This is a genomic window from Nonomuraea sp. NPDC050310, from assembly GCF_040655795.1.
GTDB lineage: Bacteria > Actinomycetota > Actinomycetes > Streptosporangiales > Streptosporangiaceae > Nonomuraea.
On the sequence record NZ_JBFAKP010000007.1, the window covers coordinates 170848 to 185199 of the forward strand.

Here is a 14352-nt window from a genome sequence, read left to right on the forward strand (position 1 = left end):
TGCACCGGCAGAAAACTGCCGGACACCGCAGGCCAAGCCACAGCTACCGATCGATTGGTAGGATTGGGCGCCCTTGCCGGAGAGGAGAGGCCGTTGGAGGATCCCTGGATCGCGAGGCTCGCCGCCGGCCTGCTGCCCGAGGTGCCCGCGCTGGCCGGTCGGATGCTCGCCGCCATCGTCGCCGAGAACGAGACCTACGCCGCCCTGCCCGCGCAACGGCTGGCCGAGGTGGGCGAGGACAACCGGCTCAACCTCACCGAGCACCTGGCCGACCTGGCCGAGGCCCGGCCCACCGAGGCCAGGGCGGCCAAGGAGACCGCGCGCCGCCGCGCCGAGCAGGGCGTGCCGCTGGGCACCGTCCTGCACGCCTACCGCATCGGCTTCCGGGTCGTCTGGCAGAGCATGGTGGAACGCGCGACCGCCGAGCCCGGCTACCCGCTGGAGACGCTCGCCACCTCCATGACCTCGGTCTGGAGGCTCGTGGACACCTACTCGGTCGCCGTCACCGAGAGCTACCAGCAGGCGCTGCTCGACCTGGCCCAGCGGGAGGCGCACCGGCGGCAGCTCCTGCTGGACGCGCTCATCGAGGGACGGGTGAGCGACTGGAGCGTGCTCGGCGGGAGCGCCCACGCGCTCGGCCTGCCGGCGACCGGGCCCTACCTCTGCGTGGTGGCCGATCCAGGGCTCGCCCTGGCGACCATCGGGCTGCGCGGCGTGTGGCGGTCACGGGCCGAGGACCAGGTCGGCATCGTGACCGCCTGCCGCGGGGTGCGGGCGGCGCTGGGCGGGCGCGGCCGGATCGGGATCAGCGAGCCGTACGAGCGGCTGCCGCAGACCGCCGCCGCCTACCGGGTGGCCCAGCTCGTCCGGTCGGGGCTGCCGCCGGGCAGCCGCGAGGCGGCCACCGTGGACAGCCGCCCGGTCGGCGCCCTCGTCGCCGCCGCCCCCGACCTGGCCGAGCGGGTCGGATCCGCGGTGCTCGGCCGCGTCCTCGACCGGCCCGACGGCGAGGCGCTGCTGGAGGTGCTGGCGGCGTGGATGGAGAGCGGGCAGTCCACCGCCGAGCTGGCGCGCCGGCTGTACTGCCACCGCAACACCATCCGCAACCGGCTCGGCCGGATCGAACAGCTCACCGGCCGCTCCCTGGACCACCCCGGCGACGTCGCGGCCCTCTACACCGCCCTCCTCGCCCACCGCCTCACGGCCACCGGCTGAGACCACCCAGCGACGTCGCGGCCCTCTACACCGCCCTCCTCGCCCACCGCCGCCGGCTGACCGTCCCGCGCGACCCGGCTGGCCGGGAGGGGTGCGTATGCTGGCCAGTCATGGATCTTCCTGACTGGCTGACGCGGACCGCGGACCGGCTGGCCCAGGTGGACGGGGTCGTCGGCGTCTGCCTCGGCGGCAGCCGGGCCCGCGGCGCCCACCGGCCCGACTCCGACTGGGACCTCGGCCTCTACTACCGCGGCCCGCTCGACACCGCCGCCCTGCGCGTGGCGGCCGAGGAACTCACCGGCGGCCCGGCCGAGCTCACCGAACCCGGCGGGTGGGGGCCGTGGGTGGACGGCGGCGGCTGGCTGACCGTCGGCGGCACCCAGGTCGACTGGCTCTACCGCGACCTCGACCGGGTCGCGCGCCACTACGCCGACTGCGCCGAGGGCCACGTCGAGATCGGCCACCAGGTCGGGCACCCGCTGGGCGTCTACGCCCTGTCCTACCCCGGTGAGCTGGCCCTGGGCCGGGTCCTGGCCGACCCTACCGGGGAGCTCACCGAGGTACGGCGACGCGTCTCGGCCTACCCCGACGCCCTTCGCACGGCCCTGGTCGCGGCGGCCCGCTGGGAGCCGGGGTTCGTCCTCACCGCCGCCGGCAAGGGCGCCAAGCGCGGCGACGCCTTCTACGCCGCGGGGTGCGTCTTCCGTGCCGTCGGGGTGCTGGCCCACGGGATCTGCGGGGCCGAACGGCGGTGGGTGGTCAACGAGAAGGGCCTGGTCGCCGAGGCGGCGGTTCTGGCCACCGCCCCGCCGGACCTGGAGGCCCGGGTCCAGGAGGTGTTCGCCCTGGCCGGGGAGCTCCCGGCGATGATCGGCGCGGCGCGGCGGCTGGCCGACGACGTCACGGCCCGCCTCCCGGACCAGCCCGCGTAGCACCTCTGGTCCAGGCGGCTTCGAATCGGTCCGTGCAGGACTTCCAGTCCAGGCGGCTTGGGATCAGTCCGCGTAGGGCTTCAGGAGTGGTTCGCCCGGTTCCCAGGGGCCGGTCGAGCCGCGTCGTTCGGCCCGCTGGCGGGCCAGCCCGGACAGGGCCTCCAGCACCACCCGGCTGCCCAGCAACGCGGTGACGTCCGCGTGGTCGTGCACCGGAGCCACCTCCACCACCTCCACCCCGACGATCGGCAGCTCGTAGCTGAGCCGCCGCACCGCGTCGAGAAGCTCCCGCGAGGTGAGCCCGCCCGGCTCGGGAGTGCCGGTGCCGGGCGCCATCCCGGGGTCGACCACGTCGATGTCCACCGACAGGTACACCCCGTCGCAGTCGTCGAGCGCGATCCGCGACGCCTCGGTCAGGCACACGTCCAGGCCGCGCGCGACCACCTCGGTCATCTCGTAGGACCGCATCCGCTGCCCGGCCATCCACCGCAGCGTCTCCGGCCCCGGCCAGTAGCCGCGCAGCCCGATCTGCAGGAACCGGTCACCCCGCGCGGCCCCCGACTCGATGAGGCGGCGCATCGGCTGCCCGTGCCCGATCAGCGAGCCGTACGAGCTGTCGCCGGTGTCGGCGTGCGCGTCGAAGTGCAGGATCGACACCCGCCCCCAGCCGGTCGCGCGGGCGACGCCGGTGACGTTGGGCAGGGCGATGGAGTGGTCGCCGCCGAGGATGAACGGGATCTTCCCGGCCGCCGCGACGGTGTGCACGGCCCGCTCCAGCGCGGCGTGGGCGGCGTGCGCGTCGCCGCTGAACATCTCGACGTCGCCGGCGTCGGTCACCTTCAGGTCGCGCAGGCCGTCCACGCCGAGGGCCAGCGACGGGCGCACGCCGTCGTGCGGCAGGTAGCAGGCCTGCCGGATCGCGCCCGGGCCGAACCGGGCGCCCGCGCGGTAGGAGGTGCCGCCGTCGTACGGCGCGCCGAGGATGACGACCTCGGCGTCCGCCCAGGTGTCCGGCTCGTCGAGCGCGCAGGCCGGCACGCCGAGGAAGGTCAGGTCAGGGCCGAACATGGCGCCGTAACGGGTCATACCCGCATCGTCACAGCCCCGCCTCGCCCGGCGGAACGCCTCGCTTGTCGCGACCCCCTCCATACGCCCTATGGAGCTCCGCGCGCAGGCGCTCCACCACCGGCGGCCCTTCACCGGCCGGGGTGACGAACAGGATGCCCCGCGCGCCGACCTCCTGGACGGTGTCTCGCACCACCACCTCGTGCCCGGCCTCCAGCGCGAGTTCGGGGACCAGCGCGACCGCGTCACCCGCGGCGACGAAGCCGTGGATCACGCTGTAGCTGTCGCTGCGCAGCACGATGCGCGGGCGGAAGCCGAGCGACTGGCAGGTGGCGATGAGGATCTGGTCGCTCGGGTCGTAGCCGCTCTCGGAGATGAGCCAGCCCGCCCCGGCGAGCGAGGCCAGGTCGACCGGCCCGTCCGGGGTGTCGCGCCCGGCCGGCAGCAGTAGCCGGAAGGGGTCGTCGAACAGCCGCTCCACCCGCAGGTCCGCCCCGTACCCCGGCTTCGCCCCGGCCACGTCGTAGATCAGGGCGCAGTGCAGCGCGCCCGAGCGCACCCGGGTGAGCAGGTCCAGCGGCTCGGCCTCGGTCAGCTCGACCCGCACCCCGCTGCCCGCGACCGCCCGGCGCAGCGGTCGCGGCAGCAGCTTGGTCGCCGCCGTGGTGAAGGCGCCCACCCGGATCGTCGCCAGGCCGTGCGCCAGGCTCGCCCGCACGTCCGACTCCATCGCCTGCACCCGGTCCAGCACCCCGGAGGCGTGTTCCAGCACCATCGCCCCGACGTCGGTCAGGACCGCGCCCGCCGGGCCGCGCTCGACCAGGCGGGCGCCCAGGTGGGACTCCAGCGCGCTCAGGTGGTAGCTGATCGTGGGCTGGCCGAAGCGCAGGTGCCGGGCGGCACCGGCGAGCGAGCCGTGCACGGCGACGGCGCGCAGGACCTGGAACTGGCGGAGGTCGATCATCCATACAGGCTATGGAGCTTGACGCACCGCCGCCAGGACGACGTCGTCGCCGGTCTGCCAGACCGTCCCCACCTGCGCGAAGCCCGCCTGGCGCAGGAGCGCGGCGTGCACGGCGACGGACACCCGGTGGTCGCCCTCGACCGTCCCGCCCGCCTCGCGCGCCGCCACCAGCGGAGCCAGTACGGGATCCTGACCGGCCGCCCGCCACCAGGAGGCCCAGTCCTCGCCGTCGCCCACCCGCTCGCCGCGCACCGCCGCGGCCAGGGCGGCGATGGCCGGCTGCTCGTCGTAGAGGTTGTCGGCGTTGACGAACAGGCCGCCGGGCCGGATCAGCCCGGCCAGCTCCTCGTACACCGCGGCGAGGTCGGCCACCGGCAGGTAGTGCAGCGCGGTGGCCGACACCACCGCGTCGGCCGCCTCCTCCAGCCCGAGCCGCGCCGTCCAGCCCGGCCGGCGCAGATCCGCCTCGGCGAAGCGCGCGACCTCCGGGTAGGCGCTCCGGCCCAGCGCCAGCAGCAGCGGATCGGTGTCCACCCCGATCACGCGCGCGTCCGGCAGCCGCCGCGCCAGCCGTACGGCCAGCGAGCCGGGACCGCAGCCCAGGTCCAGCACCAGCGGCCGCGGCCGATCGGCCAGCGCGTGCCGCAGGACGTCGCCGACCACCTCGAAGCGCCGCTCCCGCTCGGCGACGTAGCGTTCCTGCTGCGCGTCCCAGCGCCGCAGCCAGGCGCGGGCGTACTCCGGGCACAGAGTGGTCATCAGATCGTCCTCGATTCGGTCAGCGGGTCGTCGATCAGGGCACGGGGCACGCCGAGCACCTCGTCGGCCACCACCCGGCCGCGCACCGCGAAGACCTCCGCGAGCAGGTCAGGCGTCACCACCCGGTACGGCGGGCCGTCGGCGTGCACGCGGCCGTCGCGCAGGGCGACGATCCGCTCGGCGAAGCGGGCCGCGTGGTCGAGCTCGTGCAGCACCGCCACCACCGTCAGGCCCCTCGCCTCCCGCAGCTCCCGCACGAGGGTGAGGACCTCCAGCTGGTGCCGCACGTCCAGGTGCGCGGTGGGCTCGTCGAGCAGCAGGATCCGGGTCCGCTGCGCGACGGCCAGGGCCAGGCGGGTGCGCTGGCGTTCACCGCCGGACAGGGTGTCCAGGAGCCGGTCGGCCAGGTGGGTGACGCCGGCCAGGGCGAGCGCCTCCTCGGTGCCGGGGTCGTGCTCGGGCTGCCACACCATGCGGAGCGGCCCGTGGCTGGGGTAGCCGCCCTGCCGGACGAGCTGACGGACGGTCAGGCCGGGCACCGGCGGCAGGCTCTGGTGCAGGACGGCCAGCCGGCGGGCGATCGCGCGCCGGGAGAGGGCCCGCAGCGGGGTGCCGTCCAGCGTGACGGCGCCCTCGTCCGGCGGGAGGAGGCCGGCGATCAGCTTGAGCAGGGTGGACTTGCCGCAGCCGTTCACGCCGACGAGCGCGACGAACTCGCCGGGGGTGATGGTCAGGTCGACTCCCTTCAGGACCTTTCGCGTGCCGTACGAGTAGGTGAGGCCGCGGATGTCGATGGTCATGACTCTCTCTCCTTGCGCGCCACCGCGATCAGGACGGCGGCTCCGGCCAGCGCGGTCACCACGCCGGTGGGCAGGCCGAGCCGGTGGGTCAGGTCGCCCGGCAGCAGCCGGGTCAGGGTCTGGGCGACGGCGTCGGCACCGGCCAGTGCCGCCGCCCCGGCCAGCGCGGCGACCGGCACCACCGCCCTCGGCCGGTGGCGTGCGGCCCAGCGGGCCACGTGCGGTGTCATCAGGCCGACGAAGGCCAGCGCCCCCGCCAGACCGGCCGCCCCGGCGGCCAGCGCCACGGCCGCCGCCAGCGCGGCCACCCTGGCCGGGCGGGGCGGCAGCCCGAGCGCCGCGGCGTGCTCGTCGCCGCCGGCCAGCACGGCCAGCGCGGCCGAACCGAGCCAGACCAGCGCGATCCAGCCGAGGATCCAGCCCGAGGTGGTGGCCAGGTGGTCCCAGACCCGGCCCTCCACCGAGCCGACCAGCCAGCGCAGGGCGTTGCCGAACCGGCTCGGCTGGTAGGCCAGCAGGAGCGTGGTCAGCCCGGCCAGCGCCGCCGAGCCGAGCAGGCCCGCGACGATCACCTGCCCTGGGTCGCGGCGGGCGGCCAGCATCCAGCTCAGCCCACCGCCCGCGGTCCCGCCGGCCACCGCGGCGGCCAGGGCCCCGGTGACCGAGTCGGCCGGGACGACGCCCAGGGTCATCCCGCCCAGGATCCCGAGCACCGCGCCCGGGTTGACGCCGGTGAACTCCGGGGCCGCCAGCGGGTTGCGCAACGCCGCCTGCAGCACCAGGCCCGCCACCCCCAGCCCCGCCCCGGCCAGCAGCGCGGTCAGCAGGCGGGGGAGGCCGAGCTCCCACAGGATCCGCTCGTCGAGCGTCTCCGGCACCCCGTCCACCACCCCGATCACCGCCCCCGGCCCCACCCCGGACGCCAGCAGGTGCACCCCCACGATCACCAGCAACCCCACCCCCCACCCCGACCACCCCAGCCGGAAACCTCCGCCTCCCCACCTCAGCCGACCCGCCCGGATGCCCCCCTTCGTCCACCTCAACCGGCCCGCCCGAGTGCCCCCCTTCGTCCGCCTCAGCCGACGCGCTCGGGTGGTGACCCCCTTTGCCCACCTCAGCCGACCCGGGCGGCCGGCCGTCTCGACGGGCCCGTTCATGCCGCCCGCCCGCGGAGCAGCACGGCCCCGGCCAGCACCCCGGCCAGCGCCGTCCAGGCCCCGAGCGGCGTCTCGACCGGAGCCAGCGCCACCCGCGCCGCCAGATCGGCCGCAGCGGTGAGGGCCGCCCCCACGACGGCCGTCCACGGCAACCAGTCCCGAGCCTCCCCCCGAGGCCGCAACCGCCGAGCCAGCAACGGCGCCACGAACCCCACCCAGGCGATCGGCCCGCAAGGCCCCACCACCGCCCCGGCGAGCAACGCCGCCACCGCCAGCACCCCGAGCCGAGCCCGCCCGACCTTCCCGCCGAGCGCCGCCGCGGCCTCGTCGCCGAGCCGCAGCAGCCCCAACGCCGGCACACACGCCACCACCAGCGGCACCGCCACCACGAACCACGGCACCGTCTGCCCCACCTGCTCCCACACCACCCCGCTCAAGCTCCCGACCAGGTAGCGGAAGAGCAGGTCGTACTGCAGGCGGTCGGCACTGGCCAGCACGGCCAGCAGCAACGCCTGGATCGCCGTCGACACCGCCACCCCGATCAGCAACACGCTCTGCGCGCTCCGCCCCGCCCGCGCGGCGGCCAGCGTCAGCGCCCCGCCCACCGCCGCCCCGCCCAGCCCGGCCAGGGGGTACAGCCCGCCCGGCACCGGCAACGCCCACACCACGCACACCGCCACCGCCAGCGCGGCCCCCGACGACACCCCGATCAGCTCGGGTACGGCCAGCGGATTGCGCAACGACTCCTGCAGCAGCAGCCCCGCCGTGCCGATGGCGGCTCCGCCGAGCAACGCGATCACCAGCCGCGGCGCCCGCAGCTCCCACACCACCACGTACTCCAGCGACCCCGGCTCGCCCAGGACCGCGGCCAGCCGATGCGGCGCCACGACCGGCGTCCCCAGGCTCAGCCCGGCCACCACCAGCCCGGCCACCACCACCCCGGCCACCACCACCCCGGCCACCACGACCGCCCCCACCCGGAACCGCGTCGGCCCTTCCTGCGCGGAGGCTGGGGGAGGGGAGTCTCCGAGGGAGCCGCCCCGGCCACCCAGCGCGCTCCGAACCACCTGGATGCGGGTCACCCGGCGGCCTTGGAGAGAGCCTCGTCCAGGATGAGGCCGAAGGCGCGGGTGCCCCGGCCCGAGGCCCACAGCTCCGGCCGGACCTCGAACACCCGGCCCGCCCCGACCGCCGGAATCCGCCGCCAGACCGGATGCTCCCGGTAGGTCTCGGTGACCGCCTTCCCGCCCCCGAACGAGAACGACTGCACGAAGATGACCTGCGGCCCCTTGGCCAGGATCTCCTCCAAGCTGTAGGCCTGCGCCGTCTCGAAGCCACCGCCCTTGCTCGGCCAGGGGTAGCCGAAGAACTGCGACAGGAAGTGCCCCAGCACGTCGTCGGTGGTGTTGACGCCCACCGAACCGCTGCCGCCGTACATGGCCAGCACCGGCACCCCGGCCAGGCCCTTGGCCCGCGCGGCGGCCTTGCCGTCCGCCACCTTGGTCCGGAAGACGCGCTCGGCCTGGGCCTGCTGCCCGGCCCGGCCGGTGAGGGCGCCCACCGCCCGCAGGTAGGCGATCGAGTCCTCGTAGCTCTTGACCCGCACCACCCACAGCGGCGCGAACTTCTCCACCGCCGCCCGGAGCTGGTCGTGCACCCCGGCCAGCCCGATGACCAGGTCAGGACGCGCCCGGGCGATCGCGGCGACGTCCTCGCTCCCGAACCCGCCCGGCACCACCGGCACCTCCGCCCCGCGCGCCCCCAGGTAGTCGGGCCTGGACAGCAGCTTGGGCGTGGTCGTGGCCACGGGCACCAGGCCCAGCTCGACCAGGATGTCGTCGCACAGCCCGGTCAGGCAGACGATGCGCTCGGGAGCCTTGGGCAGCGTCACCCGCCCCCCGCCCGCCGGATCGGCGACACTCACCGAGACGGCCTGCCGGGCGGGCTGGGCGGGGGTGGAGCCGCAGGCGGCGACCAGGGTCAAGGCCGCCGCCACGGCGAAGGCGCGGATCATCGGGCAGCCTCGCCGACCCGGCCGAAAAGCGCTCCAGGGCGCATCGAAACCTCCGGTATGAAAATCATTGCCAATCTGGACAATGAAAATCATTACCATCTAGGCTGGCGCCGCGCCAACCTCAATCCCGAAATGTCCAACTCGGGCCCCCATCCCCCAAGGAACCGCCACCCGTGATCATCCATCGACGCCTCCTCCAGCTCTCCGGCAGCGTCCGAGCCCCCGTGGCCGCCTGCGTCACCCTGGGCCTGGCGGTGTCCGCCGCCTACGTCGGCCAGGCCCTCCTCCTGGCCGCGACCCTCGCCGCGCTGACGGAAGGCCGCACGGAGACCGCGGTGATCCTGCTCGCCTGGACGTTCGGCGTGATCGCGGCCAGAGCCGTCCTGCTGTGGGCCCGCGAGTGCGTCACCGCCTGGGCCGGCGCGCTCGTCCGGGCCAGGTTGCGCGACCGGCTGGTGGAGCGCCTGGGACGGCTCGGCCCGGCCTACCTGACCGGCGCGCGGACGGGCAGGGTGCAGACCACGCTGGTGGACGGGGTCGAGGGCCTGGACGCCTACTTCAGCCGCTACCTGCCCCAGGTCGTGATCACCCTGGTCGTGCCGCTCACGCTGGTGGGCTGGCTGTTCACCGTCCACCCGGCCGCGGCGGCCGTGCTGGCGGCGGCGGTGGCCGGGGTGCTGGTGATCCCGAGGTTCTGGGACGCCACGCTGCTGCGCCGGGGCCGCGCCCGGTGGAGCGCGTTCGCCGACCTGGCCGCCGACTACCTCGAAGCCACCCAGGGCATGGCCACGCTCCGGGCGTTCGGCGCCGTCCAGCGGGTCGGCGCCGGGCTCGCCGGCCGCGCCCAGCGGCTCTACGAGAGCACGATGCGGCAGTTGAGGGTGTCCCTGATCGAGACCGGGGTGAGCGCCTTCCTGGTCCAGGCGGGCACCGCGGCGGCGGTGCTGGTGGCCGCCCGGCCGGGCGACGCGTGGAGCGTGTTCGCCGTGCTGCTGATCACGGTCGAGTGCTTCCGCCCGGTGCGGAACCTGGCGGAGTACTGGCACGCCGGCTACCTCGGCATCACCGCGGTCGACGGCCTCGAAGAGCTGCTGTCGGCCCCGCTCCCGGTCCGCGACACCGGGACGCTCACCACGGTCGCGCCCCGGCCGGAGCTCGTCTTCGACCGGGTCACCTTCACCTATCCGGGAGCCGCGCGGCCTGCCGTGCACCAGGTGAGTTTCCGGGTCGGCGGCGGCCAGACCGTCGCGCTGATCGGCCCGTCGGGGGCGGGCAAGAGCACGCTGGCCGCCCTGCTCCAGCGGCACTTCGACCCCGGCGGCGGGACCATCACGATCGGCGGCGCCGATCTGCGGGAGCTGAGCCTGGACGCGCTGCGCGCGGGCGTCGCCGTGGTCGCCCAGGACACCTACCTCTTCCACGGGACCGTCGCCGACAACCTCCGGCTGGCCAGGCCCGGGGCCTCCGACGCCGAGCTGGCCGCCGCCGCGCGGGCCGCGGGCGCGCACGGCTTCATCACCGCCCTGCCCGAGGGGTACGGCACGCGGCTGGGCGAGCGTGGGGCGACGCTGTCCGGCGGGCAGCGCCAGCGGCTGGCCATCGCCCGGGCCCTGCTGGCCGACGCGCCCGTGCTGCTGCTCGACGAGGCCACCTCGCACGTGGACGTCCGGGGCGAGGACGCCCTCGCCCGGCTGCGGCGTGGCCGTACCTGCCTGGTGATCGCGCACCGGCTGTCCACCGTGCGTGACGCCGACCGGATCGTCGTCCTCGACCGCGGCGAGGTCGTCGAGTCCGGCCCGCCCGCCACCCTCCACACCATCGCATCTGCCCACTGACCTCCCGCCGATCGTCGAGGACGTGACCGTATGACCCATCCGAGAATCCCGGAACGGGGGCCGATGTGGTGGCTGGCCGGGGCGGTGGCCGGGCACCGGCGGGCGTTCGCCGCCACGCTGGCCGCCAACCTGCTCGCCCAGACCGCCGCCCTGGCCGCGGCCGCCACCGCGGCCTGGCTGCTGGGCCGCGTGCTCACCGGCACGCCCACCGACCTGCCGCCGGTCGCCACGGCGCTGGCCGGGCTGGTGACGGTGGTCACCCTGGCCGCCTGGTGGGAGACGTACGTGGCCCACGACCTGGCCTACCGGGTCCTGGCCGGGCTCCGCGGCCAGATCTACACGGCGATCGCCAGGATCGCCCCGGCCCGGCTGCTGGGCCGGCGCAGCGGCGACCTGTCCGCGACGGTGCTGTCGGACGTCGAGACCCTGGAGTGGCTGTTCGCGCACACCCTCGCCCAGGGCCTGACCGCGGCGGTCGTCCTCACTGCGGGCACGGTGCTCACCGCCCTGCTGCACCCCTGGCTCCCGGCCATCCTCCTGCCCCTGGCGGCGGCGGTGGCGACGGTGCCGCTGTGGTTGCGCCGCCGCTCCCGGCGACACGGCGACGAGCTGCGCGCCGCCACCGCGAGCCTCACCGCGGACGTCGTCGACACCGTGCAGGGCCTGCGCGAGCTGACCGCCTTCCGCGCCCTCGGCCGCCGCCGCGTCCTGCTGGCCGCCCGCACCCGCGAGCTGGCCGGGCTCCAGGCGGCCAACGCGGCCCGCGGCGGCCTGGAGAGCGCCCTCACCGACCTGCTGGTCGCGCTGGCCGCCGCCGGGACGCTGCTCGCCGTAGCCCTCCTGGTGCGCGCCGGCGAGCTGGACCCGGCGCACGCCCCGCTGGCCATGGTGGTCGCGGCCGGCGCCCTCGGCCCGGCCACCCAGGTGGCCGGGCTGCTGAAGGAGTACGGCACGCTCCGCGCGGCGGCCGGACGGGTGCACACCCTGGTCACCGCCCCGCCCAACGTCCCCGCCCCGGCCGAGCCCGCGACCCCGGCGCCCGCCCCGGCGGTGGTCTTCGAGGACGTGCGTTTCCGTTACACCCCCGACGGCCCCGAGGTCCTGCGCGGCGTCTCCTTCACCGTCCGGCACGGCCAGACGGTGGCGCTGGTCGGCGCCTCGGGGGCGGGCAAGACGACCTGCGTCTCGCTCCTGCTGCGGTACTGGGATCCCGACGGGGGCCGCATCCTGCTCGGCGGCGTCCCGCTCGACCGGGTGGCGGACGTGCCCGCGCACGTCACCGTGGTCCCGCAGGACGTGCACCTGTTCGCCGGGACGGTCGAGGACAACGTCCGGCTCGGCGCCCCGGACGCCGACGTGGTCCCGGCCCTGGCCGCGGCGCACCTGGCGATCGACCCCGACACGCCGGTCGGCGAGCGCGGCGTCACCCTGTCCGGCGGCCAGCGGGCCAGGGTCGCGGTTGCGCGGGCGCTGGCGACCGGTGCGCCCGTGCTCGTGCTCGACGAGGCGGTGGCCAACCTCGACCCCGGCAACGAGGCCCGCCTGGCCGCCACCCTCGCCGCGGCGGCCCAGGACCGCGCCACGCTGGTCATCGCGCACCGCCCGGCCACCATCCGCCGCGCCGACCACATCGTCGTGCTCGACGCCGGCCGGGTGGTCGCTCAGGGCACCTTCGCCGACCTCACCGCCGACCCGGACGGCCCCCTCGCCAAGCTTCTCGGCCTCGACCGGCCGGACCCCGGGGCCGCCGAGGCGGGCGGTTCCCAGGGGGCCGGGGTCATCGCGGAAGGGCGCTGAGGTCCGGCCGGCGGGCCAGGACCTGGGCGGCGAAGCGGGCCGCCACCTCGCCCCAGGCGGCCCGCGCGAGCGCGTCGTCCGTCACGGCTCCGCCGTACAACGTGTCCAGGTCGAGGCCGCGGCGGCGGGCGGACTCGGGGCTCCAGCCGCGGATGCGGCCGGGCCCCGCCTCGGGGTGGAACTGCACGCCCCACGCCCGCTCGCCCAGCCGGAAGGCCTGGTACGGGCAGCGCTCGGTCGACGCCAGCCACACCGCGCCGGGCGGCAGGGCGGTGATCGCGTCGATGTGGTTCTCGATGGCCGGCACCGTGCCGGGCAGCCCGCCGAACAGCGGGTCGGCGGCGGCCTCGGCGCGGACGGTGATCGGCGTGCTGCCGTGCTCGGGCGCGCCCGCGTCGCCCTGCACCCGGCCGCCGCCGACCTGGGCCAGCAACTGGCCGCCGAGGCAGATCCCGAAGTACGGCACCGCCCGCTCCAGGGCCTGCCCGGCCAGCGCGCGGGTGGCCGGCAACCAGGGCGCCCGCTCGTCGTCGTCCGGCAGGTAGGCGCCGCCCAGCACGATCAGCCCGTCGTGCTCCAGCCGGTCCGGGAGCGCGGACCCGTCGAAGGGGGTCGCCACGTCGAGCGCGATCCCGGCCTCGGCCAGCCAGCCGGCGAACCGCCCTGGCCCGCCTTTCGGATCGTTCTGTACGGCCAGCACCCGGGGCATCTGCGACATGAGATCCGACTCTACCTCCGCCCCTCCGCGCCCCCGGGCGGGTCCCATGTCACAGACTCCCGCCCTGTCTCGTCTTGGATGGGGAAGGACGTCGACCGGCCGGAAGGTGAAAGCTCATGCGGGTGTACGTGGCCATCGTCGGGACCGAGCCCGGCCGGGAACCGGCGTGAACCGGGCCGAGCAGTTCCAGGAGCTGCGGCCGCTGCTGTTCTCCATCGCCTACCGCATCCTCGGCAGCGTCACCGAGGCCGAGGACGCCGTCCAGGAGACCTGGCTGCGCTACGAGAGCGTCGAGCCCCCGCCGGACTCGCCCAAGGCGTTCCTGTCGGCCGTGGTCACCAGGCTCGCCATCGACGTGCTGCGCTCGGCGCGCGTGCGGCGCGAGGAGTACGTCGGGCCGTGGTTCCCCGAGCCGCTGCTGAGCGACCCCTACGCCGACCCCGAGCGCTCGGCCGAGCTGGCCGACTCGGTGTCGATGGCCGCGTTGCTCCTGCTGGAGCGGCTCAGCCCGCTGGAGCGGGCGGTCTTCGTGCTGCGCGAGGTCTTCGGGTTCGGCTTCGCCGAGGTGGCCGCGACGGTCGGCCGGTCGGAGGCGGCCTGCCGCCAGCTCGTGGTCCGGGCGCGCCGGCACATGGACGAGGGCCGTCCCCGGTTCGAGGCCGACCGGCGCGAGCGCGAGGAGCTGGCCGGCCGCTTCTTCGACGCCTTCCGCGACGGCGACGTCGAGCGGCTCACCGATCTGCTGGCCGCCGACGTCCACCTGCTGGCCGACAGCGGCGGCAAGGCGCCCCGCTGGGGCGAGGACGGCGTGCACGGCGTCGCCAACGTGCGCCGGCTGCTGACCGCGCTGGTGCTGCCGTTCGCCCGGATCGGCGGCACGGTCGAGCCGCACGAGGTCAACGGCCAGCCGGGCGCGATCTTCCGCGACCGCGAGGGCCGGGTGGTCAACACCTGGGCGCTCGACATCCTCGACGGGCGCATCCAGGCCATCCACGCGGTGCTCAACCCCGACAAGCTCACCCACGTCGGCCCGGTGGCCGACGCCTGGGCGGTGCTGCGCGAGACGATGCGGTCGCAGCGTTCCGGGCCATGATGA

Annotated in this window: 13 protein-coding genes; 5 read left to right on the forward strand and 8 right to left on the reverse strand. The window is 75.8% G+C overall.

Annotated elements, in window-relative coordinates; translation table 11 throughout:
• Positions 1-93: 93 nt before the first annotated feature.
• Together AB0I67_RS19745 and AB0I67_RS19750 are read left to right on the forward strand one after the other, a co-directional pair.
• Positions 94-1215 (forward strand): helix-turn-helix domain-containing protein, encoded by a 1122-nt coding sequence (locus AB0I67_RS19745; RefSeq protein ID WP_357925301.1) that lies wholly within the window; start codon positions 94-96, stop codon positions 1213-1215.
• A 110-nt stretch (positions 1216-1325) separates the two neighbouring features.
• On the forward strand, positions 1326-2147 hold the full coding sequence (locus AB0I67_RS19750) for a nucleotidyltransferase domain-containing protein (RefSeq protein ID WP_357925304.1): 822 nt from the start codon (positions 1326-1328) through the stop codon (positions 2145-2147).
• A gap of 63 nt (positions 2148-2210) precedes the next feature.
• Here the strand turns inward: AB0I67_RS19750 and speB are convergent, their stop codons facing one another.
• From speB to AB0I67_RS19785, 7 genes are all read right to left on the reverse strand, one after another.
• Positions 2211-3233 (reverse strand): agmatinase, encoded by a 1023-nt coding sequence (gene speB / locus AB0I67_RS19755; protein ID WP_357925307.1) that lies wholly within the window; start codon positions 3231-3233, stop codon positions 2211-2213.
• A 10-nt stretch (positions 3234-3243) separates the two neighbouring features.
• Positions 3244-4176, reverse strand: a complete 933-nt coding sequence (locus AB0I67_RS19760) for a LysR substrate-binding domain-containing protein (protein WP_357925309.1) — start codon at positions 4174-4176, stop codon at positions 3244-3246.
• A 9-nt stretch (positions 4177-4185) separates the two neighbouring features.
• Positions 4186-4935 (reverse strand): class I SAM-dependent methyltransferase, encoded by a 750-nt coding sequence (locus tag AB0I67_RS19765; RefSeq protein WP_357925312.1) that lies wholly within the window; start codon positions 4933-4935, stop codon positions 4186-4188.
• Complete coding sequence (locus AB0I67_RS19770; protein WP_357925315.1) at positions 4935-5735, reverse strand: ABC transporter ATP-binding protein; 801 nt, start codon at positions 5733-5735, stop codon at positions 4935-4937. The genes AB0I67_RS19765 and AB0I67_RS19770 overlap by 1 nt, the downstream gene beginning before the upstream one ends.
• Complete coding sequence (locus tag AB0I67_RS19775; protein WP_357925318.1) at positions 5732-6694, reverse strand: iron chelate uptake ABC transporter family permease subunit; 963 nt, start codon at positions 6692-6694, stop codon at positions 5732-5734. Before AB0I67_RS19775 ends, AB0I67_RS19770 begins: the two co-directional genes overlap by 4 nt.
• Positions 6695-6888: 194 nt before the next feature.
• A complete protein-coding gene (locus tag AB0I67_RS19780; RefSeq protein ID WP_357925320.1) occupies positions 6889-7974 on the reverse strand; it encodes an iron chelate uptake ABC transporter family permease subunit in 1086 nt (361 codons plus the stop codon).
• Positions 7971-8906 carry an ABC transporter substrate-binding protein gene (locus AB0I67_RS19785; RefSeq protein ID WP_357925324.1) on the reverse strand — a complete coding sequence of 312 codons (936 nt, stop codon included), beginning with the start codon at positions 8904-8906 and terminating at the stop codon, positions 7971-7973. Before AB0I67_RS19785 ends, AB0I67_RS19780 begins: the two co-directional genes overlap by 4 nt.
• 173 nt (positions 8907-9079) lie before the next feature.
• Between AB0I67_RS19785 and AB0I67_RS19790 the strand changes: the two genes are divergently transcribed.
• Both AB0I67_RS19790 and AB0I67_RS19795 read left to right on the forward strand, forming a co-directional pair.
• On the forward strand, positions 9080-10741 hold the full coding sequence (locus tag AB0I67_RS19790; protein WP_357925327.1) for an ABC transporter ATP-binding protein: 1662 nt from the start codon (positions 9080-9082) through the stop codon (positions 10739-10741).
• Positions 10742-10771: 30 nt separating this feature from the next.
• Positions 10772-12538: an ABC transporter ATP-binding protein gene (locus tag AB0I67_RS19795; protein ID WP_357925329.1), complete on the forward strand. Its 1767-nt coding sequence runs from the start codon at positions 10772-10774 to the stop codon at positions 12536-12538.
• Here the strand turns inward: AB0I67_RS19795 and AB0I67_RS19800 are convergent.
• Positions 12519-13256, reverse strand: a complete 738-nt coding sequence (locus AB0I67_RS19800; protein ID WP_357925332.1) for a type 1 glutamine amidotransferase — start codon at positions 13254-13256, stop codon at positions 12519-12521. The two genes, AB0I67_RS19795 and AB0I67_RS19800, sit on opposite strands and share 20 nt — an antisense overlap.
• Positions 13257-13422: 166 nt before the next feature.
• Here AB0I67_RS19800 and AB0I67_RS19805 point away from each other — a divergent pair, with 166 nt between their 5' ends.
• Positions 13423-14349 (forward strand): RNA polymerase sigma-70 factor, encoded by a 927-nt coding sequence (locus AB0I67_RS19805; protein ID WP_357925335.1) that lies wholly within the window; start codon positions 13423-13425, stop codon positions 14347-14349.
• Positions 14350-14352 lie beyond the last annotated feature (3 nt).